The organism is Myxococcales bacterium, assembly GCA_016699535.1.
Taxonomy (GTDB): domain Bacteria; phylum Myxococcota_A; class Polyangia; order Polyangiales.
This window is the reverse complement of sequence record CP064980.1, coordinates 1,873,993-1,894,510: the sequence shown is the minus strand read 5'-3', so window position 1 is coordinate 1,894,510 and position 20,518 is coordinate 1,873,993. Positions and strand designations below refer to the sequence as shown.

Annotated in this window: 20 protein-coding genes, 1 tRNA gene and 2 pseudogenes; 7 read left to right on the top strand and 16 right to left on the bottom strand. The window is 51.3% G+C overall.

Annotated features, from left to right (window positions below):
- The first annotated feature begins 61 nt into the window (after positions 1-61).
- Complete coding sequence (locus IPJ88_09005) at positions 62-334, top strand: hypothetical protein (protein ID QQR91818.1); 273 nt, start codon at positions 62-64, stop codon at positions 332-334.
- Here the strand turns inward: IPJ88_09005 and gyrA are convergent.
- Positions 324-2,715 (bottom strand): annotated as a pseudogene (gene gyrA, locus IPJ88_09000) (DNA gyrase subunit A). The gene IPJ88_09005 and the pseudogene gyrA overlap by 11 nt on opposite strands.
- 224 nt (positions 2,716-2,939) lie before the next feature.
- Here gyrA and IPJ88_08995 point away from each other — a divergent pair.
- Positions 2,940-3,329 carry a DUF423 domain-containing protein gene (locus tag IPJ88_08995; GenBank protein ID QQR91817.1) on the top strand — a complete coding sequence of 130 codons (390 nt, stop codon included), beginning with the start codon at positions 2,940-2,942 and terminating at the stop codon, positions 3,327-3,329.
- A 102-nt stretch (positions 3,330-3,431) separates the two neighbouring features.
- Here IPJ88_08995 and IPJ88_08990 read toward each other — a convergent pair whose 3' ends face one another.
- From IPJ88_08990 to ettA, 7 genes and pseudogenes are all read right to left on the bottom strand, one after another.
- Entirely contained in the window at positions 3,432-3,743 is a 312-nt protein-coding gene (locus IPJ88_08990) for an RNA-binding protein (GenBank protein ID QQR91816.1), read from the bottom strand.
- 275 nt (positions 3,744-4,018) lie between these two features.
- Positions 4,019-4,675, bottom strand: coding sequence for a hypothetical protein (locus IPJ88_08985; GenBank protein ID QQR91815.1), 657 nt, complete (start codon positions 4,673-4,675; stop codon positions 4,019-4,021).
- Between the two features lie 23 nt (positions 4,676-4,698).
- Positions 4,699-5,508, bottom strand: a complete 810-nt coding sequence (locus IPJ88_08980) for a hypothetical protein (protein QQR91814.1) — start codon at positions 5,506-5,508, stop codon at positions 4,699-4,701.
- Between the two features lie 429 nt (positions 5,509-5,937).
- A complete protein-coding gene (locus IPJ88_08975; GenBank protein ID QQR91813.1) occupies positions 5,938-6,267 on the bottom strand; it encodes a hypothetical protein in 330 nt (109 codons plus the stop codon).
- A gap of 43 nt (positions 6,268-6,310) precedes the next feature.
- On the bottom strand, positions 6,311-7,009 hold the full coding sequence (locus IPJ88_08970; protein QQR91812.1) for a hypothetical protein: 699 nt from the start codon (positions 7,007-7,009) through the stop codon (positions 6,311-6,313).
- Positions 6,957-7,175, bottom strand: coding sequence for a hypothetical protein (locus tag IPJ88_08965; protein ID QQR91811.1), 219 nt, complete (start codon positions 7,173-7,175; stop codon positions 6,957-6,959). Before IPJ88_08965 ends, IPJ88_08970 begins: the two co-directional genes overlap by 53 nt.
- 244 nt (positions 7,176-7,419) lie before the next feature.
- Positions 7,420-9,091: pseudogene (gene ettA, locus IPJ88_08960) on the bottom strand (energy-dependent translational throttle protein EttA).
- A gap of 199 nt (positions 9,092-9,290) precedes the next feature.
- On the opposite strand from ettA, the gene IPJ88_08955 reads away from it, so the two are divergent.
- Both IPJ88_08955 and IPJ88_08950 read left to right on the top strand, forming a co-directional pair.
- Entirely contained in the window at positions 9,291-10,109 is an 819-nt protein-coding gene (locus tag IPJ88_08955) for an SPOR domain-containing protein (protein ID QQR91810.1), read from the top strand.
- Positions 10,110-10,112: 3 nt separating this feature from the next.
- Positions 10,113-11,153 carry a PilT/PilU family type 4a pilus ATPase gene (locus IPJ88_08950; protein QQR91809.1) on the top strand — a complete coding sequence of 347 codons (1,041 nt, stop codon included), beginning with the start codon at positions 10,113-10,115 and terminating at the stop codon, positions 11,151-11,153.
- Positions 11,154-11,165: 12 nt separating this feature from the next.
- Here the strand turns inward: IPJ88_08950 and IPJ88_08945 are convergent, their stop codons facing one another.
- Together IPJ88_08945 and IPJ88_08940 are read right to left on the bottom strand one after the other, a co-directional pair.
- On the bottom strand, positions 11,166-11,798 hold the full coding sequence (locus IPJ88_08945) for a hypothetical protein (GenBank protein QQR91808.1): 633 nt from the start codon (positions 11,796-11,798) through the stop codon (positions 11,166-11,168).
- Between the two features lie 18 nt (positions 11,799-11,816).
- Entirely contained in the window at positions 11,817-12,269 is a 453-nt protein-coding gene (locus tag IPJ88_08940; GenBank protein QQR91807.1) for a hypothetical protein, read from the bottom strand.
- A gap of 269 nt (positions 12,270-12,538) precedes the next feature.
- Here IPJ88_08940 and IPJ88_08935 point away from each other — a divergent pair, with 269 nt between their 5' ends.
- Entirely contained in the window at positions 12,539-12,976 is a 438-nt protein-coding gene (locus IPJ88_08935) for a peptidylprolyl isomerase (GenBank protein QQR91806.1), read from the top strand.
- A 127-nt stretch (positions 12,977-13,103) separates the two neighbouring features.
- Here the strand turns inward: IPJ88_08935 and IPJ88_08930 are convergent, their stop codons facing one another.
- From IPJ88_08930 to IPJ88_08905, 6 genes are all read right to left on the bottom strand, one after another.
- Positions 13,104-14,309 carry a 6-phosphofructo-2-kinase/fructose-2,6-bisphosphatase gene (locus IPJ88_08930; protein QQR92003.1) on the bottom strand — a complete coding sequence of 402 codons (1,206 nt, stop codon included), beginning with the start codon at positions 14,307-14,309 and terminating at the stop codon, positions 13,104-13,106.
- A gap of 69 nt (positions 14,310-14,378) precedes the next feature.
- On the bottom strand, positions 14,379-14,960 hold the full coding sequence (locus IPJ88_08925) for a hypothetical protein (protein QQR91805.1): 582 nt from the start codon (positions 14,958-14,960) through the stop codon (positions 14,379-14,381).
- 100 nt (positions 14,961-15,060) lie between these two features.
- Positions 15,061-16,398 (bottom strand): FHA domain-containing protein, encoded by a 1,338-nt coding sequence (locus IPJ88_08920; GenBank protein QQR91804.1) that lies wholly within the window; start codon positions 16,396-16,398, stop codon positions 15,061-15,063.
- Between the two features lie 12 nt (positions 16,399-16,410).
- The gene (locus IPJ88_08915) at positions 16,411-17,775 is read right to left on the bottom strand and encodes a protein phosphatase 2C domain-containing protein (protein ID QQR91803.1); all 1,365 of its coding nucleotides are present in this window, start codon (positions 17,773-17,775) and stop codon (positions 16,411-16,413) included.
- Positions 17,776-18,166: 391 nt separating this feature from the next.
- Positions 18,167-19,084 (bottom strand): FHA domain-containing protein, encoded by a 918-nt coding sequence (locus tag IPJ88_08910; GenBank protein QQR91802.1) that lies wholly within the window; start codon positions 19,082-19,084, stop codon positions 18,167-18,169.
- Between the two features lie 88 nt (positions 19,085-19,172).
- Positions 19,173-19,820: a hypothetical protein gene (locus tag IPJ88_08905; protein QQR91801.1), complete on the bottom strand. Its 648-nt coding sequence runs from the start codon at positions 19,818-19,820 to the stop codon at positions 19,173-19,175.
- Positions 19,821-19,926: 106 nt separating this feature from the next.
- Between IPJ88_08905 and IPJ88_08900 the strand changes: the two genes are divergently transcribed.
- Both IPJ88_08900 and IPJ88_08895 read left to right on the top strand, forming a co-directional pair.
- Positions 19,927-20,325, top strand: a complete 399-nt coding sequence (locus IPJ88_08900) for a hypothetical protein (GenBank protein QQR91800.1) — start codon at positions 19,927-19,929, stop codon at positions 20,323-20,325.
- 92 nt (positions 20,326-20,417) lie between these two features.
- Positions 20,418-20,491: transfer RNA gene (locus tag IPJ88_08895), tRNA-Thr, on the top strand.
- Positions 20,492-20,518 lie beyond the last annotated feature (27 nt).

Genomic DNA, 20,518 nt, shown 5'->3' with positions numbered 1-20,518 from the left:
AAACTCGAGCCAACTGGACAATCCGTCTTTCTTCCGCTTCCCTATAGGAGAAGGGATATTCATGAAGTATCGACATTTAGGAATCTTACTCGCCGGGCTGTGTTTGTTTCTAGCGTGCAGAGATGAAGCGGAAACGACGAAGGCGGACGCAAGCACAGACGGATCAACAGACCTGTCAGACGATGCAATCGTACCGGACAACGGTGATCAAGATGCTCACCTTCAGCAGCAATGCGGAACAGAAGTCTGCACCGATGGCCAACTTTGTTGCTCAAATCTAATTGGCGATCCTTACTGCTTTACAACGACAGCAAAGGTTTGCCCTATGAGCTAGGCGTTTCGCTATTGCCATCTGCTTCATCGCGTGGCGGCTCGCTATTGCCTTGCGGCTCATCACTTGGCGCCTCGCTGTTACCGTCGGGTTCATCGCGCTCGGCAATCACTGCAATGTCAACGACGCTTTCTTCTTCGCCCAAACGAATCACACGAACACCCTGGGTGTTGCGTCCGGTTTCCCGGATTTCGGCAACATTGGTACGAATCATTTGACCACCGTTGGTAATCACCATGACTTGATCTTGCGCATAAACCAAACGTAGCGCCACAACCTTGCCGTTTCGGAAACGCACGTCCGAGACTTTGAAGCGGATACCCATGCCAGACGCCGTGCCAAGCATCACATCGTCGTCCTCTTTGACCACGCGGGCGGCCAAGAGCGAGTCACCCTCCTCAAGGCCAACGCCAATAATACCCGTCACGCGAATATTGGAATATGCGCTGAGCGAAGAACGCTTGATACGGCCTTTCTTGGTCACCGTTAGCAAATCGCTGCCTTCAGCGAACTCGGTTACGGGCAACACTGCAGCCACCGTATCGCCTTGTTCCATGCCAACAAAATTGACAATGGCACGGCCTCGAGAAGTACGGCTACCAGCAGGGATTTCATAAATCTTCTTCAGATAGGCTTTGCCTCTGCCACTAAGGAAAAGCACGTGATTGTGTGTGCTCGCAACAAAGATTTGGTTCACGTAATCTTCATCTTTGGTTTGCACTGCACGGGAGCCACGACCGCCACGCCCTTGCGCTCGATATTCCGAAATTGGAACGCGCTTAACATAGCCAGCATGGCTTACCGTCACAACCACTTCTTCTTCGGCAATGAGGTCCTCGATCGCAATCTCGCCCTCGTCGGCTACGATTTCGGTGCGTCGTTTGTCTCCATAGCGCTCTTTAATCTCCTCAAGCTCATCGACGATCACCTGCATCAAACGCGTCTCGCTACCGAGAATATCCCGCAAGTCAGCAATGATATCGCAGAGCGCGCCGTATTCCGTGGCGAGCTTTTCACGCTCGAGGCCAGTGAGTTTGGCCAAGCGCATGTCCAAAATCGCTTTGGCTTGGCGTTCCGAGAGACGGTACTCGCCACGCAATTTGGCTTCTTCGATTTCTTTTTCAGGCCGACCTGCGCGTTTTACGAACTCTTCAAGACCCGTAAGAGGTAGTTTCATTAGAGCTTCGCGTGCTGCTTCAGGGTCACTGGACTGACGAATGGTTTTGACCACAAGATCAACTTCGGTGACGGCCATGCCAAGGCCTTCCACAAGTTCACGTTGCGCCTCGGCCTGCCGCAAGTCATAGCGCGTGCGACGCGTCACAACTTCACGACGGTGATCAATAAAGCAGACGAGCATCTGTTTCAGATCCAAAAGCTGTGGCTGGCCCGAAACAATAGCCATCGCGTTGACACCGAAGGTCGATTGAAGCGCCGTCATCTGGTAGAGCTGATTTAATACGACTTGGCTGATCGTGCCGCGCTTAAGCTCGATAACTACGCGCATACCATCCCTATCGGACTCATCACGCAAATCACCAATACCTAAAACACGTTTGTCTCTTGTAAGGTCCGCTATCTTTTTCAAAAGCTCAGCTTTGTTAACTTGGTATGGAAGCTCAGTGACGATGATTTGCTCGCGGTCATTCTTACCTAGGGGCTCAATGTTTGCGCGCGCCCGCATCACCACGCGACCTCGCCCTGTGCGCAAAGCCTGATGAATCCCTCCCACGCCATGGATAAAACCAGCCGTCGGAAAATCAGGGCCCTTAACGCCCAGCCGACCGGTTTCCGGATCGTCAATCATGAGCTGATCCACCGTAAGCTCTGGACGATCAATCAAGCGGATAGTTGCATCGACGACTTCCGTTAGATTGTGAGGCGGCACGTTCGTCGCCATACCCACCGCGATACCGCCCGAACCATTAATCAACAGGTTGGGAATCCGGCTTGGCAGCACCAAGGGTTCCTGCTCCGAGTCATCAAAGTTGGGGCCAAAGTTGACCGTCTGCTTTTCAATGTCAGCCAACAGCTCCGAAGCAAACCGCTCCATACGCACTTCGGTGTAACGCATCGCAGCCGCTGGATCACCATCCACCGAACCGAAGTTACCTTGGCCATCGACCAAGGGATAACGCATCGAAAAATCTTGAGCCATGCGCACTAGGGCATCGTACACAGCACTGTCGCCATGGGGATGGTATTTTACCAAGTACTTCACCAACGATACGCGCTGATTTTTTATAGGATTGATTCCAAACCACGCGCATTTCATGCATCGCATACAGAATCCGGCGATGCACGGGTTTTAGACCATCACGCACATCGGGAATCGCACGGCCAATGATCACGCTCATCGCGTAATCCAAATAAGCAGTGCGCATTTCATCTTCGATGGCTACAGGAATCTTTATCGAGCTCTCAACCACATGCCCTCCATCTTGTGCCCAAAGCAAGGCACAACTGAAGCCGCGAGGCTACCATAAAGGTAGCTAAAGTGCACGCCTCTTTTGCACAGGGAAACCCCTGTTTTCACGGCGTTTTTAAGCTTTTTCCCCTCTTCTTCGCAAGGCATGGTAAAGCAACGAAAGCGAAAGGAAAAACAAGCATGCTAACCGTGCGATGGTGGGGAATCTTGGTGGCATTTTTCGGCTTTACAAGCGTCGCGCTTGGCGCGTTTGGCGCCCATGCTTTACGTTCAAAACTCGCTCTTTTGGAGGAAGGAAGTAAACGCCTCGAGTGGTGGCATACGGGTGTCGAGTACCAGATGTTCCATACGCTAGCGCTCTTTGGCCTGCTGCTTTTGTATAAACAAGAAACGCAGCTTTTGCTTCAATTAAGCGCTCTTGCTTTTATACTCGGCATCCTGCTTTTTTCCGGAAGCCTCTACACCATGACCATCACTGGCCTACGCTATCTAGGAGCGGTAACACCTCTGGGTGGTCTCGCCTTCCTCATCGGATGGGCCTTACTTACGGCAGCCTTCTTCCGCTCGTAGCGAAAGACTGTGCCGTTCGTTTAAACAAGAAAGGCCCTGGAATCCCAGAGCCTCTCAAGATGTTGCGATAACACAAGTCAGTTTAGCACTGACTCTTAAATACTACCAACGCCGACCGCCGCCGCCGCCGCCACGTCCACCGCGTGCGCCGCCGCCGCCACCAGACTGGCGTTCTTGCGCTTCGTTGACGTTCAAGGTGCGACCGTCTAGTTCTGCGCCGTTCATCTGCTCCATGGCACTGCGACTCGCGCTTGCATCCGCAAAAGTCACAAAACCAAAGCCACGGCTTCGGCCTGTTTCGCGATCAGTGATCACCTGTGCTTCAGTGACTTCTCCGAACTTTTCGAAGGCCTCACGAAGGACATGATCATCAGTGTTAAAACTCAGGCTACCTACAAATAACTTATTCGACATTTTCTCTATCTCCAAAGCAGCAGAAGCTACACTGCCTCTACTACCCGCCCAGCGGGCAAATCCGATGAGCTACAAAGCCACACAAGCCAACATTGGCCAATTAAAGGTTGATAGCGACGACTTCATTGACGCCGGATACCAAATCCTCAGGTGTGTGAGCCCTTGCTATGCTTTGTGACCCGCTTTAGCTCTTTACGCAAGTCAAAGCCGATACTGTTTTGCATTTATCGACAATTTTTCCGCATCCGAAGGCGCTGGGATGGCTCGACTTCAATCTAATTGCCACATTTAAACCGCAATACAATGCATGCTGCGTTAACGCCCATCTTGAGATGGGTTCCAGCCGTACGGGAATAGTGTCCCAGAAAATAACCATTGGAATTTGTCTCTGTAATCCTATCGCCAACGAGATGGTTATCCCCCTGGATAACCTGGCGCAGCCATTCACCAAAGGATGTGTCGTCTTGACGATGCGCGATCAGTCCATCGGATGTGCTGACCAACTCTTCTACGAAAACCACAACGATGTGCGATATCTCGCAGACAGCAGCAGCGAATGCGCATTCTGCTGCGCCTTCAAGACTACTTAAGGTGTTGAGGATCACTTTCCCAATTATAGTTAACATCAGTAGGACCAAAACAAGCCGCTTCATGATCGCATCGCAACTCTCTTGACTGCACACGAGAAGCGCATCCCGGAGCTCGCGAATACTTGCCTGCGCAAGTCCAAGCAAGCGCTGAATTTCCTTGGTAAAGCTTTCAAGATCGGACTGTTCAGCCAGCTCCCGCAGCCAACGTTCAAAATCCTCAGGCGTTTTTCCATCGTCGATTCCTACGGACAACGCAGAAGCATCTAAGTTGCTTAGCAGCACTTTCCCAAAGGTAGTTACAGAGGCAAGCATAAGCGCTTGAAGATCGGTTACGGCTTGCAACGATTCCGTGGACGGATTGAGTGCTAGGAGACGCTGGTATTCTTCGGTGGCCCAACTTGCAAATTTGTGCTGTCTTCAAAGGCTAGGGTTTGATTGTTGTAGATCAGCGTTCCAGTTTGTAGGGCGGAACTATTGCTCGCGTGGGTAGCGTGAAAAATGCGGTCGAAATTGAAAGTAAAATTGAACGGGGTGCCCTGAATAACACCATTGAAAATTAGTAAATTTCGTAACCCGATATACGCCAGCACGACCAGTACTGCGATGGCAACAACAGCCAATCCTTCTAAGACCAGGGTCTGTGCCTGAGCTTTGTTCACGCCGAATAGTTCAGAAAAAGCATGTGCAAGCAGAGTTTTGCCCTGTGCAGCCAAAGACGGTGGAGCAACAGCAGGTTGAAACCCAGGGAAAAAGTCAGCGAGTTCGTTTCTGATAAGATTGGCAAATACGAACGCCATACCATCAGGGAGACCTAACGACACAGTGATACTCGAGGCCATGCTGTTGAGAATCGGGTCTACGACTTCGGCCGAAGCATTAGCCAGCGAATTGAGGAGCTCGGTGTTGATAATATTGCCGCAAACGGTGTGCAGGGTCTCAGAGACCGGACTGTTAAGGTAGTCGGTCACGCAGCGGTTGACCGGCTCTGATGGTGTATCGAAGCTCAAAGCGTAATTTTCAAGCATGCTGAGTAAAGGATGCTCTTCGTTTTTCAGTTGCTCGAAATTGAATAGCCTCGATGATGCTGCCGCGAAGAGCTCCGGGGCTGGCTGGTGCCGGAGATTGCGAAAGCGCATCCCGCTGTAGCCGAGCTCAAGCAGCATCGAAGTTTTCATCACCTCTGGCTCAAGGCTGTCGAGAACCCCAGTAAAGCTTGCGATGGCGGCACCCTCGGAGATGCCAACCTCACTCTCGGACGATGGACTGCACCCAAGCAAACCCGGCCCACTGAAGCCAAGCAGGGCAAGGAGCATGACAGCCAATAGACGTTGGAAAAAGAAGGAACGTTTCATAAATGATCCGGGTTGCAAGGGCGCACACTCTTAGGACATGCAAGAGTTATGCCTGCTTTTTCTTCCTTGAAATCACTTGTCTTTATGTAAAGAGGGTACTGAAAACCCTATCAGATGGGGTCGGCGATACACATTCGGCGCCACAAACGCTCCGATCAGTGGGACCAAGATCATCCATCACACTGTTGCTTAGCCCTCCTGCGTCGCAACAGGAGGATTTACCCGGTAAGAGGTTATTCGTTCTTGATGTTCCTATTTACAAACAGTGAAGAAGTCTTTGCCGCCAACGAGCGTATGGTTTCCAAAATTAAAATTAATACTGGGGCTATTGAACACCCCGATGTGACATCCGCGTCCATCGGAAGTCCAAGTACCAGCATTGCTGCACTCTCGTCCCGTCGATTCATTCACATCGGCATACAGATAGCCGCCTGCCGAATTAAATATCGCGCCAAAGTAGTCTTCATTGGAGTTTACGCCGTTTAAAGTTCCACCACCAAAACCAATCGAAGATCTGAAATATCCGATGATGCCGATATTATTGCTTGAATCCGCTAAAACATCATATCCGCCATCGTTCAAGGTGTTGCCAAAGCTTTGCGACCAAACATACGCGCTCGTCGCGTTAAAGCTTGCGACAAATACATCGGACCCTCCAAAAGAGCTGAGTGCTCCGTCGCCAAAATCGACATTCCAGTGTCACAGTTAAGAAAAATACAATCGAGATCGATCGAACAACTGTCCCCGTTGACACACCTACCACACGAACTTCCACCACAGTCGATATCGCTTTCATCTTGTTTTGTATGTTAACGGAACAGGTAGCAGCATGGCAGATGTTGCCAGCACAAACCCCCGAGCTACAGTCTGAACTATTGGTACAGCTCGAACCGTCCGTGCACGAACTGCAGCTGCTCCCGCCCCAATCAACGTCGCTTTCCTCGCCATTGAGCACGCTATCGGCGCAGGTTATCGGGATACAGCCCCCGCCGGAACATAGACCTGATGGACAATCAGTGCTCGCGCTACATGCGCCTCCATTGCTACAGCTATTGCAGTTGCAGCCACAATCCACCTCACTTTCTCCGAAGTTGAGTCGGGCGTCATTGCAATAGGCGTCAAGGTCAACACTATCGCTTAGGCCGTCTCCGTCCGCATCGTTATCGAGAAAATTTGGATTGCCACCTTGGTCAAGATCGCCATCACCTTCGTCCTGATCGAGAAAGTTTGCCCATCTATCCAAGTCGAAATCATTCGCACCCTCGATTTCATCACCAATCGAATCTCCATCGCCGTCGGTGTTGAGATAGTGGGCTAAGCCCATCCGCATCAAAGTCTTCTGTTACCTCAACGGCGTCACTGATGCCATCACCAGCCGTGTCCAAAAAAGAAACTGCGTCGTTGCCGCTGTCAGTGCCTCCCGGGTCGAGTATTTCTTTTTGTTCGCTGTCATGGCCCAAACGACCGCAACCCCACAGTCCAAAAGCCATGATCGCTAGGCAGGCAACAAGCGCAGGAAAAGGGGTTATTCGAGACGCCTTTGTGATAAAACAGCTCCGAGCAATTGGGGTTTGAAACGCAGCACGATCAGTAAAAAGAGCGTCAATAAACATAAACCCTATTACAATTATAGCATAAAAAGCTGTTTTTGTCACAAAGCAATATTAGTGGCACAACGGCTCCCGACTGGATCTTCTGGGCAACTCAAAGATGCCGCTCGGAACGCTGCTCTTTCTAGGCTACGAATTTACGATATCTGACGCGGTGGGGCTGGTCGGCTTCAGTGCCCAGACGTTTTTTACGGTCGGCTTCGTAGTCTTGGTAGCTGCCTTCAAACCATACCACTTGGCTATCACCTTCATAAGCCAAAATGTGAGTCGCAATGCGGTCTAAAAACCAACGGTCATGGCTGGTTACAAAAACGCAACCCGAGAAACGTAAAATCGCGTCCTCCAAAGAGCGCAGCGTTTCGACGTCAAGGTCATTGGTCGGCTCATCAAGCAAAAGCACATTGCCGCCCGTTTTAAGCACGCGCGCCAAATGCACACGATTGCGCTCGCCACCCGAAAGCTGCCGCACAATCTTTTGCTGATCGCTTCCCTTGAAGTTAAAAGCTGAAACATACGCGCGCGAGCTGATACTATTTTTGCCAACATCAATGGTCTCCGCGCCATCGCTAATCGCTTTCCAAACGTTGTCGTCCGTATTGAGCTCATCGCGGCTTTGATCCACGTAGGCCAACTTGACCGTCTCCCCTACCCGAAGCTCGCCGGTATCGGGTTTTTCTTGAGCCGTGATCAAACGAAACAAGGTCGTCTTTCCGGCGCCGTTGGGACCGACGATGCCCACAATCGCGCCTTTGGGCACGCGAAAACTCAGTGCATCAAAAAGCAGTTTATCACCATAGGCTTTTCGAAGCTCCTTGGCCTCAATCACCTCATCGCCCAGACGCGGTCCGGGCGGGATTTGAATCTCGCTTGGATCCCGCTGCGTGCGGCCTTCTTCGGACACAAGCTGCTCGTAAGCTGAGAGCCTAGCTTTGCTTTTTGCCTGACGCGCCTTAGGCGAACTGCGCACCCATTCTAGTTCACTGGCCATTTTGCGACGTCGTGAAGAATCCTGTTTTTCCTCAACTTCCAAGCGTGCTTTTTTATTATCCAGCCAAGCGGAGTAGTTGCCCTTGAATGGCAAGGCTTGGCCGCGATCAAGTTCCAAAATCCACTCAGCCACGTTGTCTAAGAAATATCGGTCATGGGTGACCGCAACCACACAGCCTGGATATTGAGCCAGATGCTGCTCAAGCCACGAGACCGATTCGGCATCAAGATGGTTGGTAGGTTCATCAAGCAAAAGTAAATCAGGCGCCTCAAGCAAATTTACACAAAGCCACCCGCCTTAACTCTCCACCAGACAAATTCTCGAGCTTAGCCTCGGCGGGCGGCAGCCGAAGTGCATCCATGGCAATTTCAAGTCGATGATCGAGATTCCACCCGTCACTTGCTTCAATCGCATCTTGAACCTTGCCGTGCTCTTCAATGACTTTGTTCATTTCATCGTCGCTAAGACTTTCACCAAGCTTGAGACTAAGGTCTTCAAAACGCTTAAGCAGCTGCTTGCTTTCTTTAACCGCCGCATCCATGCAGTCCTGCACTGTTTTTGCATCACCTAAATCAGGCTCCTGAGCGAAATACCCCACGCTGTAACCCGGACTCAGCCGCGCTTCGCCGGTGTAGTTTTCATCCACACCGGCCATGATGCGCAGAAGCGAGCTCTTACCTGAGCCATTCACACCGAGCACCCCGATTTTCGCCCCAGGTAAAAAGGAGAGATAAACATCAGAGACTACTTTTTTATCTGGTGGATGAACCTTGGTAAGGTCCTGCATCGTGAAAATATATTCAGCCATGGTTATCCTAACTTCTGCCCCTACCATCCCTGGTAGAAGATCCTGCTAAAAATTTGTTCTTTTACCCAAGCTACGCTTTTATCAACCCTTAGTTGACGGTTTTTTTGCCTGTGTGGGAGCTGATCCTACATCATAGAACTTACGTCAAGCGGTCTAATTTCGTATCGACCTGTAAGCGATGACTAGTGAGGGCTCTATTATGGACAGTGAATTTCGCGATCTCAACCACATTCAGGAACAAGAAGATGACACGGCCATGCGCCGTCTTTCACTCATCGCAATGGGGGCTTTTGCGGTTGTTGCAGTGATTTTTGCAACGGGTGTCGTCGTCGTTAAAGGTGTCGACCGCAAACCCGACCCTGGCTACGATCCTCTCGCCGAACTTCTCGCGCACGGAAAGCTCGCTGGAACATCCAAAGAGAGCCAAGACAGTAGCGATCGTGATTCAAAAAATGAACACATCGATCCACAAAGCTTAGTTTTTCCGGAAACACTGCGTGACTCCAGTAGCCATGCAGAAGTCGAAGCCGCCCTTGCAGCTGCAGCTGCCGAAGCCGAGCATCCTGATCCCATTGACCCCACCACCTTGAACGATCAGGTTCCAGTGCAGCAGCCAAGCGCCATAAACGCCGATGTAGCTTCCGGAAAAGTACTCGGCGAAGCCAACCATCCGGTTGCAGCACCGAGCCCCGCAGTACGCCGTACCGAAAAGCCAACTGACAACATCGCGAAGATCAAAGTCTCAGCACCCGTAAAAAAGCAGAAAACAGGCAAAGGCCCCTATGCTCTACAAATCATCTCCTATACCGAGTCTGCGCAGGCTCACGAATACGCCGATTTGCTCAAACAGCGTGGTCATGACAACGTTGTGGTGCTCAACTCCACGCTGCCAGGCAAAGGCAGCTACTGGCGCGTTCGTGTTGGCCCCTTTTCTTCTCGAGAGGAAGCCGAAAGCTATCAGAAAAGCTTTGAGGCTAAAGAAGAGCTTAAAACGCTTGTTGTAAAAAGCATCGATTGAACTATGGATGAAGCGACTTTCCACGCGATTCTAAAAGCCGGCGCGCAACACAAAGCAAGCGATATATTGCTCAAAGTGGGTCAGCCTCCAGCTTTTCGTGTGGCAGGGGATATTCACTATTTGCAAAGCGATGCTTTGGTGCCTGAGCAAACTCGCATCTTAGCCGAGCTTGTGCTTAGGCGAACCACCTTTGATGGCAACTACGATGCGCTGCACCAGTTTGATACCGCCTATTCGATTGAAGGCTTGGGTCGCTATCGCGTCAACGTGTTTCGGCAAAAAGGTTCGCTGGCTTTGGCCATGCGCTCGATTGCTCTGAAGATACCGGTCTTCGAAGACCTCGGTTTGCCACCGGTGATCCAGCGTCTTGCAGAACTCGAACGCGGGATGATCTTGGTCTGCGGCGCTGCAGGTAACGGGAAATCCTCTACCCTAGCCGCCATGGTTGGGCATCTGAACCGCAGCAGACGCATGCACATCGTCACCGTCGAAGACCCACTTGAGTTTTTGCACCAAGATGCGCTGAGTTGTGTCTCGCAACGCGAAATCGGCATCGACACCAGCGATTTTGGCACGGCTTTGCGCGGCGCACTGCGCCAAGATCCCGACGTGATCCTTGTCGGTGAAATTCGTGACGAAGAGACCATGGACATTGGCCTCAAAGCCGCTGAAACCGGTCACTTACTGCTCTCAACCTTGCACACACCGGACGTTGCTCGCACCGTGGGACGTGTTCTGTCGCTTTCCAGTGGCCAGGACTCTCAAGAAACGCGCGAACGTTTTGCCGACAATCTCAAAGGTATTATCGCACAACGTCTATTGCCGCGCGCCGACGGACAAGGCTTGATTCTCGCCTGCGAGATATTGGTCATGACTGGCACCGCCCGGGAAACCATTCGCAACCCTTCCAACAACCCGCCTCTCAAAGACGTCATGGAGCGCGGCACCCATCCTTACGGCATGCAAACCTTTGAAATGCACCTCAAAGAACTGGTCAAAGCCGGCAAAATCACCGTCGAGACCGCCCGCGCTGCAATGTCTTAGTGCCCTAACTAATTAAAGTGTCAGAGGGACAGAACTCACTTCCAAGGTGTAGTTCAGACACATTGTTAGGCTTTCTGAAGCCTTAACTGTCACGATGAAATCTCCTGAATCTTTCGTCACGGGATTCGAAAAGCTGCCAGTGCAGTTGGCGGAAGACGAAACGGAAAGCGTTTGCGCTGAATTCAAAAGATTACCATTCGAAAGGGGAATTGCGGTTTTAGTTGCCGGATTGTTTCCTTCATCGCATTGGTAATCGATCGACAGCGACACCTCGCTAGCTACCTCAGCTGGAAGACCTTTAATACGCGCATGTATTGTTGGGTTACCCGCTGTCAGAGCGCTATCCTCAAAGCCCAAAACATAAAAGTTATCGACATCACCAGAAGAAAGTGCACGCGATACGCTTACTTTCTCAAAAATATCATTCTCGGCAAAGGCTATGGGCGTTCCTGTATCTTCGGCTTCAGTCTCAAGACAAGGATAAGGATTCGGGCACTCCAGCAATTGACCGCCAGGGTTTATAAAACTCTCTTCACTGAGAAAAGTTAGCTTTTTAAGCGAAACGTTAAAGAGCAAGCCTTCGTCACCAGACCCCCACTCCAATGTCAGAGTGCCCTTGCCGATAGGACCCGGCAATAAATTCATCGGTGCTATGGCGCGCGTCTAGATCCAATCGTGGCCAGATTGTCCAAAGCCCTCACCAATGGTTTCATAGAACCCAATGTCCTGCATAAGCTCGACGGCTTGCTGCTGGTTTTTTATGGCATTTGCGCAAAGTTCAGGGTCGCTTTCATTTATTTGAGGGTTTTGTTCGCACAAAGTAGCCATTGATCCGCCTTCTGGCTGCGCAGGCATGGTCACATTAATTGTTTCAAGTGTCGCTCCAAGAGCAGCGTTGAGCGATGCACTACTGCGAATCAAACCCATATTGCTCTGCACGTAATCCACTAAACCTTGGCAATATTGATAAGCATTGGGAGAAATATAAGCTGCGTTGCTGGCACCACTTTGACTGTCAAGGTCACTGGCTTGCATGGCGCAAGCACTTCCAAATAAGCTTGCCGTTGCCGCGATGCATATCCCTAAGTTCAATCGAGTGTTTTTTGAAAAGCTCATATCAAATCTCCCTGCTGCAACCGTTTGCAAGAGACGGGCCAGCCAAGGCAAATGAAGATTTTTCAATGATTTTGGATAGGATAAGTGATGCCTGCTACAAAAAAGACGAGCAAGACCCCAGCGGCTGCGAGCAAAAGTCCTCAGTAAAGCTGTCCTACATCACGCACCAAAGACCATAAGCACACGACGAATGGCATCCGCCATAAACAAGGTTTGACAACAAAGGCTGCGGTGTGTTCATTTGCGCGCACAACGAAGGGAGTTTTGCCATGAAACGTGCGGTGATTGAGCTTGATAGTGGGGATAAAATCGAAATTGAGTTGTTTGACAAAGAGGCACCTAAAACCGTGGCCAACTTTGAAAAACTTGCCTCTGAAAAATATTACGACGGCCTAAGTTTCCACCGTGTGATTTCGGGTTTCATGTCACAAGGCGGCTGTCCCGATGGCACAGGCTCGGGTGGCCCTGGCTACACCATTCCTTGTGAGACCGGTCCCAGCAATCCACACAAGCATGAAGCAGGCTCGCTTTCCATGGCGCACCGCGGCCCGAACACCGGCGGAAGCCAGTTCTTTATTTGCCATGCTCCACAGCCGCATCTCAATGGCGTTCACACGGTCTTTGGCAAAGTCACGAGCGGCCTTTCCGCAGTAACAAGCATGAAGGGTGGAGAAAAAATGACCACCGTGCGCATTGAAACAGCTTGAATACCAGCTCTGAGGTTGACAAGACTGTCATTTAAACAGCTCACTTAACGACAAAACTGGCATATTTTTCGCATAAAACATGCCAGTTTTGTCATTTCAGCGCTCGGCAGATCATGCTGCCTCGACTTCAGGGTTGGCCTTCGGTATCACTGCTTAAAGTGTGCCGACTTTCATCGTAACCATACGCTGTAGGCCTTAGTTCAATCAGGGTGTGCAGAGGAATAGACAGATGGGGGCATACCTCTTTGGCTTTGCCCATAAGATAAGCGTAGAGCACACGACTCACTGCCTGGTGAGAAATAATAATCAACGGACGACGCACACGTTCAAGCTCTGGAATCATCGGCTCTAGGCGCTCAACCAAGTCGAAGTAACTTTCACCGTTCGGATAACGATAGACAAATTTTTCAGCTTGCCTGGCGCGATACTCTTCGAGCATATCGTGTTCCATGTCTTCGTAGCGCAAACCATCACACGCGCCAGCATCGATTTCATTGAGCAAGCGCCATTGGATTTTTTTCCCGTCGAGAAACTTCGCCGTCTGTACGCTACGCTTAAGCGTGCTTGTCCAAAGCACGCAGGAGTCCGAAGGGATATGCTGTGATTTAAAAAAACCAGGTAGATTTTTTGAAAAACTCTCGCCAAACGGGCTCAGTTCCGAGTCTCCGCCAATACGATTTTCTACGTTGTCGATGCTCTCGCCGTGACGCAAAAGCCAGATGGGACGCGGTACGGTGTGAATATTCATCAGAAAATAAACGACACGCGATGGCAAATAGCCATCAATGTTGTTGATGACAACTCTGCGGCCCCCATTGATGAGCTTGATAAAACTAAGGACGTTTTCATCGATGGTTTCGTAAGCTTTTTCATAATGAGCTATGCGCGCACGAAAGTCTCGCACTGCTTCTTCTTCATCGAAACCCACATAGTCCGGCGAGCGCAATTTCGTTTCACGAATGTTGTTTTCAATCACGTCTTGATCGTCACAGATCGATTCAATAAAGACGACGTGTGCGCCCAGGCTCTGGCAGCGATCGAGAACAAGCTTTCGACGTTCTTTGGTCGAATTCGTTGCATCATAGATGGCGACTCCGCCGCGCAATTTAAACCAAACTTCAAGGTCATCAAGCGCGGCCATTGCAATCTGCCTGCGCTGCGCCGAGCCATCGGCATTATCACCGCTGAAAAACTCATGAGACTGTCCGCCACCCGTTTGCCGGCGGCGATACTCACCCACATTAAAAACCTTGCTTTCATAACCTAGCCAGCTGATGTAGCGTCCAAGTTTTTGCGCGATATGCGTTTTTCCGCGCGCAGGTAGACCCACCATCACAAACACAAGTTTGCGCTGAATTATCGGAGGCGGTGGATGGCTGGTGTTTGGACTCACGGTATTCGTTCAGTTACACAAAGATACACTAAACTCGTCCCAGCGACGCGCGTTTTCAAGATAGTTTGCAACGCGACTTCGCACTTCGCCACGACCGCTTTCTTCATCATCAAGAAAAGCAGTGAGCCGAGCCGCATGACTGCGATCAAGTTGCGCCCGATCTTTTGCGGCAAGAATCACCGGCGCAAGCGTAACTGGGGCAAAGCCATCCTTGGGAAGATGAATCCAAGGCTCCAAGCTCTCGAGGTAGAGATTTTTCAAAAACGCTTTGCGTCGTAGGTCCCAGGTGTTGTGTTCTGGAAGCACTTCGCCGCGATCGAGATCCACGCCGCGCTGCCAGGCGTCAAGCACCACTTGGCTGCGAAGTGAATCATCCTGCATATCAAGCACCATTTCACGCACAGGCTCGACTACAAAACGACGCTGTTTTCCAAGCAAAGCGCCCGCGCTCTCGGTAATTCCCGCCACAGCCCAACGCCAGCGACGTTGCTCTGGAGCCCGACTGCGCACGGCACGTACTGCAGCAGGATATTGCCCTCGGTAACGATAAAGACCCACAATGTCAGTAACACGACCACCTGTAGTAAACATACCTACACTGTCCGCTGGGATGATCCCTCCGTCAAGTTTTCGAACCGGAGTTGAAGAAATACCGTTAAACCAGGTTGTAACCTGAATTTCGCCCAGTCCCTTAGCGACCTAAGCCAAGAAGCAGCTCCTGGAGCGCATCAACCCGAATTCCATAGGTATAGCCTTCGGTAGGACGCTCCGTTGCGGCCATTCCCGCGACGAGGGCACCTAGACTGGCTACGTGCACGCCAAGCACACGGCCGGCGGAATCTAACACGGGGCTGCCACCGGCACTGGGCGGAAGAACAGCGTTGTAGTTTAGAACGGTGACTCCAAGTTTGTTTTTCGGCTCGCGTTTTTCGGACAGGGACTCGAGTTTGCTTGAATAAAGTTTCCCGCTACTGATTTCACCGATTGAGCCCGCCGCAAACAAAAAGAGGGGCACTCCAGCTTGAAGTCCGGCCAGTGTCTTAGCATCGGCAATCTTCAGATGGCTATCAATCTGTCGATCGACCTGCACGATGCCGATATTGGCCGAAGGCCGAACCCCGGAAAGCATAAATTCGGGATGACGCCACATACGAACAATGGCTGCCTTTGGACCATTGTTGCTTGCACACGGCGCAACATGAAAAGCCGAGCCACGAGCCGCTGCTTCTTCAACCGCACTAAGACAGTGAGCGGCAGTTGCGAGCAGATCCGAGCGCACAGCAAACGCGGTGCATACCAAGCCAACTTGTTTATTGGCATTCTGCTCGACGATAGCAAACATGGCTTTAATATAGCGCTGTTCGATTTGCTCAGGACTCAGCTGCGCTTCTTTGAGCTCGCCGTTTTTGGCTAAAGAGAGCTCCGTCTGCCGTTGATTTTTCACATAGAAAAAAAGTCCAACAGCAAGCACAAGACAGAACAACAAAAACACAGCGAGCAAGGCGTGTGGCTTCTTCCAGGCCGAAACGCGCTTCGTTTTGAGCGGTGTTCGCGCGAGTTCAACATCCAGCTCCGAGGCCGTGGCGGTGGTACGGGCGTTCTCATCGAAAACGCTCGTTGCACCGTCGTCAGCTAGACTTTTTTTTTCCGACGATGGCTCGGCCAACAAGGTTGCTTCATCCAACATGTCGTCGGTCACGCTTTGAGTGGCCATGGTGGAACTTTGTCCGGAAATTTCGATCGTAACCCGTGGACCGCCGATTCCGAACTCAATCTCATCACCGTCCGAAAGCAACGCTTGCGTGATATTCTCGCCGTTTAGAAAAGTGCCATTACGTGAGCCCACATCAACGAGCTGAAAGCCGTCAACCGTTTTTCGGATTTCAGCATGACGACCCGAAGCATCAAGATCGACTTTAGGATCAAAAGGAACGTCGCTCTCCGGTAGGCGACCAAAACGAACGACTTCCTGATCAAATTCCAGCACACGTCCTGCGTGCACTCCAAAACTCTGACGAATACGTATCATCACAGGCCTCGATTAAGGCTCAGCTGGTGGGGACGGTGGGGACTCAGCAGGGGGCTGCTCTCGAGGCGGCACTCGCTGGGGCGCTGGGGCGAGGGTTGGGGTTTGCTCTTGGGGAGGAGCCTCATCGTAGGGCTCAGCCGGAGGAACTTCTTGAAGCTCTGGGTTCGCGTTAGGCTCAAGGAGCACCGGCGCTTGGTTTCGCCGAACTTGGTTACTTTCTCCTGTTGGCAAGTTGAGGGCAACGTCAGCAGTAGCCCCGGGCTCCACCGTAACAAGGGTGGCAGCAACGACACTGCCACGGCTTCGCGCTTCGAAACGATAGGCTCCAGGAGGAAACAGTAAGCTTAGATCTTCTTGAGCCGGCAGTTCACCGTAACGCTCACCATCGACATAGAGCAGCGCATCTTCGGCATCCGTCCGCACTCGTACTTCGACAAGTTCAGCAGCCGGATCGTGTGGTCTCATTGTTGACGATTCACCCGAAGAAATAGCATTCTTACCGGCATTCCGAAAGAAATGCCGATGAATACTCGGCCAGGAAAGCATCAACAAAAAAACAAGTCCGCCCAACAGCGCCGTTGAAATCAAAAATACACCCAAGCGTTTCAGATGTACGCCAGGGCCACCGGAAACCGGTACAGTGTCATGAAAGCCAATCGGCTCAGTCGCTTCAGCAGCCCGATCAACACGAAGCTTTCGCGTTTGAGGCACCCCTTCACGTTCAACGTCGGGAGGCAAGGGATATTGTTGATACTGGACTTCGGCCTTGTCATCCGCAGACTTAAGCCCGGGACCAAAAAAATCTGCGACAATCACCGTAATGTTGTCATGGCCACCGCCACTGTGGGCTAGCCTGATGAGTTTTTCACAAGCCAATCGAGGATCTTTTTCTTGATGAAGAATTTCCTCGATGGCCGAATCGTGCACCAAGCCAGAAAGACCATCAGAGCAAATAAGCAAGCGGTCAGCCTGCCTAAGTTGCGCAAAGGTTAAGTCCACCTGAACTTCTTCGGTAGTGCCAAGCGCTTGCAAAATAATGTTGGAGTGCTCAAAGGCCTCAGCTTCCTCTTCGGTGAGCTGACCTGCTTCGATAAGTTGGTTAACCAACGATTGATCTTTAGTGATAAGACTCAATTTGCCATCACGTAAAAGATAAGCACGGCTATCGCCCACTTGAGCGACAAACAAGGTATCGTCGATTAGTCCAGCAGCGGTTCCGGTGGTTCCCATCCCACGGCGATTGCGATTATTGCTCGCTTCAAGAAAGATACGCTCACCGGCTCGGACCATGGCTTTGACCAAACGGTTCGCAAAAACGTCCCGGTCTTGGGGCTCTGGAGCGCCGGACATGCAATCGTAAATAATGTCGACGGCCATTTGGCTAGCAACTTCCCCGCAGCCGCTCCGCCCATTCCATCGCACACAGCTAGAATCGTACCTTTGGAGCCTACGCCATGACTTAGGAGTGAAGCGTCCTTAAAATCTTTTCTGCCGGTGTCGAGATCCGCAATCAGCAAATTGTCTTCGTTGTGTTCGCGAACGAGACCCACATCTGTTGCACCAAAGAGACGAATCTCAATGTGGTGGCCGTCAACACCTTCAATCGTATCGCGTTGATGAATGAGTTTTGTGTCCGTAGCATCTGGCGGACGTACGGTCTCCACCTCAAACGGCGCTGTCGAACCCGCGCGCTCCGAAGCTGAAGGGGTTCCCTGGCCGTCTTTCGATTGGTCCGGAGGGTGGCTACCGCCTTGGTCCCGTTGCATCCTCAGTCGTACCTTTCCTCGCTCTGGACGTCGTTCAACAATTCGAATCTAAGCAATTGTCGCCCAATCCGAATCTGATCGCCAGATCTTAGGCGGCTTTCTCCGCGAATTTTTAAACCGGTCCCGTTGGAAGAGCCCAAATCCGTCAAAGAAAAGCCTTTTTTATCGGCATCATAGGTAATTGAGGCATGCCTTCGAGATAAGAAGGGATCGTCAGTAAACACTATGTCGCCACTTTCCCTACCCAAGATTGTCTCCTCTCTATAGAGACAGTACGCGTCACGATCGACACCTTCGGTAATATATTGCACAAGCCAGGCCAATCTGGAAACTTCTGGAGTTCCAAAAACCTTCACGCCACGGCGAAAAGCTGGACCAAGGCTTGTGCTTGGCTTCGCCCCGATCTCGAAACGCAACACTTGCTGACCAATAAGAATCGTATCGCCCTGCTCAAGCGGAACACTCTGCTTCACACGTAAAAACACACCATTAACGCTTGCAAGATCGATAACGCGAAACCCTTGCGCATCCCTCAGAAAACGAGCATGCCGCGCGGAAAGATAGGGGTCGTCACCAAAAATGACATCTCCGTCTTGAGAACCAATGTCGATCTGGTTGCTCGTAAGTGGGTAAGTTTTACCGTCAACACCATTGCTTCCGACCGAAACCAAGCGACCTTCCTCCGGAAGGTAATCTTGCGCCAAAGCAGGCTTGGTGAGAGGCGCCTTTTCTAAACGACCTTCTGGATCGATAACCGAAAGACGCGTCCCACACTGCTTGCAAAAACGCATGTGGCTTGGATTTTCAATACTGCAGCCGCTGCAAACAAGTTGCATCGTTAGAGTTGGATCCCATTCCGAGGATACGGCATCGCCGGTCATGGACACATAGTGATCAGTAGTAGCCAAGTGCTTTGGCATGGATTTGTTTTGCATTTAAAAAACCGAGAATTTTGGGCATATCAATTGATTCTTTGGCTTCGCGGCCTCGCCCCTGCCTCGAAGCGGCTCAGAGAACTAGCACACTAAGACCAATTTGTAAGGTCAACATCGCACTTATGCTGCCACCAGGCTCACGTTCGACCCCATCACTCGCTGTCGTAAAGGAAGCCAACCTAAAAAGCCTGGCCCCGAGTGCGGCCGTGAAGCCAAGCGACGAATTCATCTCCCACTCTGAGCCCAAAAGGATCTGTGCTGCCGGTCCGACCGTGGCTACCTTAAAGGTATCGCCAAACATCTGCGCACCAAAACCTGCACTCAAATAAGGGTGGAGTTCGTGGGTTGGAAGAAAATAAAAACGCGCAGCACCGTAAAAAAACTGCATTACGCCCTGCTCGTACACGCTATCGGTATCGAGCAGCCAAAGATCATAACCAAGCGCAAAGGAAAGTCCGCTAAGCCAGCGCCGCTCCACACTCACACCGATCCCCAAGCCCTGATCCAAAACGCAGCCTGCCCCGGCTGGACAAAAATCGCCGTTTAGAAACGGAAAGACCGACGAAAGGTGCAATTCGCCACCCAGCCTAGGAATTTGGTCGAGGACGGCTGTCCCACCGCTCTTTTTATTTTGCTGGGCATCCGCCCCAGCGGCAAAAAAGCAAATGCTCAAAAACAAGCAAAAAACCACAGCTTTGTCCCACAATAGCACCCAACGCATGGCGGCATCCTACCGTCTGGCTGGCCTCCAAGGCCAGGCTTCTTTTTCCTATGTGCAAATAGATTATTGACAGCCTGCTTCGCCTTGATCTATCGGGATTGCCGAAATGGAAATTTTTCTGGACCGACGGGCACTCAAACAGATCCGGCTTTCTGCCGCCGATGCGATTCAGGAAGGCGACACCGAAACTCTGCGCGAGGATATCATTGACGCATTTTCCGAAGGCGAAATCGAGGAAATGGAAAGACGCATCAACAGCGGCGATTTCTACGATTTGCTCTCCGAGCTTCTCGACGAATGGTCGGGTGACGATGTGGATGAACTTCTAGAGCTTCTTGAAGCGCAGCTTTCTGAAGCAGGTCTCGAAGTTCAGTACACCGACCATGAGTTCGAAGAGGAAGACGACGACGAGGACGAGGAAACGGCATCCGATGACGACGACGTCATAACTGACAATGCAGACCTCGATCTCGATGACGATGACGAACCTGAAGAAGAACTTTAAGCATCTTGCTTTGCTGGCATAAAAACCACGCTTACTGCATACTCCCCCACGTTTGGTGTCGTCGGGAGCAAAGCCGCCGACTTCCGCTCACTGCCACCTTAGCTCAGCCCGGTAGAGCAACGGTTTCGTAAACCGTAGGTCGCTGGTTCAAATCCAGTAGGTGGCTCCGTTGCTATGTTTCCCATGAATAACT

Bases quoted from the DNA above. Each gene is read 5' to 3' on its own strand.
- IPJ88_09005 (QQR91818.1), top strand. From the start codon at position 62: ATGAAGTATCGACATTTAGGAATCTTACTCGCCGGGCTGTGTTTGTTT.
- IPJ88_08995 (QQR91817.1), top strand. From the start codon at position 2,940: ATGCTAACCGTGCGATGGTGGGGAATCTTGGTGGCATTTTTCGGCTTT.
- IPJ88_08990 (QQR91816.1), bottom strand. From the start codon at position 3,743: ATGTCGAATAAGTTATTTGTAGGTAGCCTGAGTTTTAACACTGATGAT.
- IPJ88_08980 (QQR91814.1), bottom strand. From the start codon at position 5,508: ATGAAAACTTCGATGCTGCTTGAGCTCGGCTACAGCGGGATGCGCTTT.
- IPJ88_08970 (QQR91812.1), bottom strand. From the start codon at position 7,009: ATGGGCTTAGCCCACTATCTCAACACCGACGGCGATGGAGATTCGATT.
- IPJ88_08965 (QQR91811.1), bottom strand. From the start codon at position 7,175: ATGGCTTTTGGACTGTGGGGTTGCGGTCGTTTGGGCCATGACAGCGAA.
- IPJ88_08955 (QQR91810.1), top strand. From the start codon at position 9,291: ATGGACAGTGAATTTCGCGATCTCAACCACATTCAGGAACAAGAAGAT.
- IPJ88_08950 (QQR91809.1), top strand. From the start codon at position 10,113: ATGGATGAAGCGACTTTCCACGCGATTCTAAAAGCCGGCGCGCAACAC.
- IPJ88_08945 (QQR91808.1), bottom strand. From the start codon at position 11,798: ATGAATTTATTGCCGGGTCCTATCGGCAAGGGCACTCTGACATTGGAG.
- IPJ88_08940 (QQR91807.1), bottom strand. From the start codon at position 12,269: ATGAGCTTTTCAAAAAACACTCGATTGAACTTAGGGATATGCATCGCG.
- IPJ88_08935 (QQR91806.1), top strand. From the start codon at position 12,539: ATGAAACGTGCGGTGATTGAGCTTGATAGTGGGGATAAAATCGAAATT.
- IPJ88_08930 (QQR92003.1), bottom strand. From the start codon at position 14,309: ATGGTGGGTCTACCTGCGCGCGGAAAAACGCATATCGCGCAAAAACTT.
- IPJ88_08925 (QQR91805.1), bottom strand. From the start codon at position 14,960: ATGTTTACTACAGGTGGTCGTGTTACTGACATTGTGGGTCTTTATCGT.
- IPJ88_08920 (QQR91804.1), bottom strand. From the start codon at position 16,398: ATGATACGTATTCGTCAGAGTTTTGGAGTGCACGCAGGACGTGTGCTG.
- IPJ88_08915 (QQR91803.1), bottom strand. From the start codon at position 17,775: ATGGCCGTCGACATTATTTACGATTGCATGTCCGGCGCTCCAGAGCCC.
- IPJ88_08910 (QQR91802.1), bottom strand. From the start codon at position 19,084: ATGCCAAAGCACTTGGCTACTACTGATCACTATGTGTCCATGACCGGC.
- IPJ88_08905 (QQR91801.1), bottom strand. From the start codon at position 19,820: ATGCGTTGGGTGCTATTGTGGGACAAAGCTGTGGTTTTTTGCTTGTTT.
- IPJ88_08900 (QQR91800.1), top strand. From the start codon at position 19,927: ATGGAAATTTTTCTGGACCGACGGGCACTCAAACAGATCCGGCTTTCT.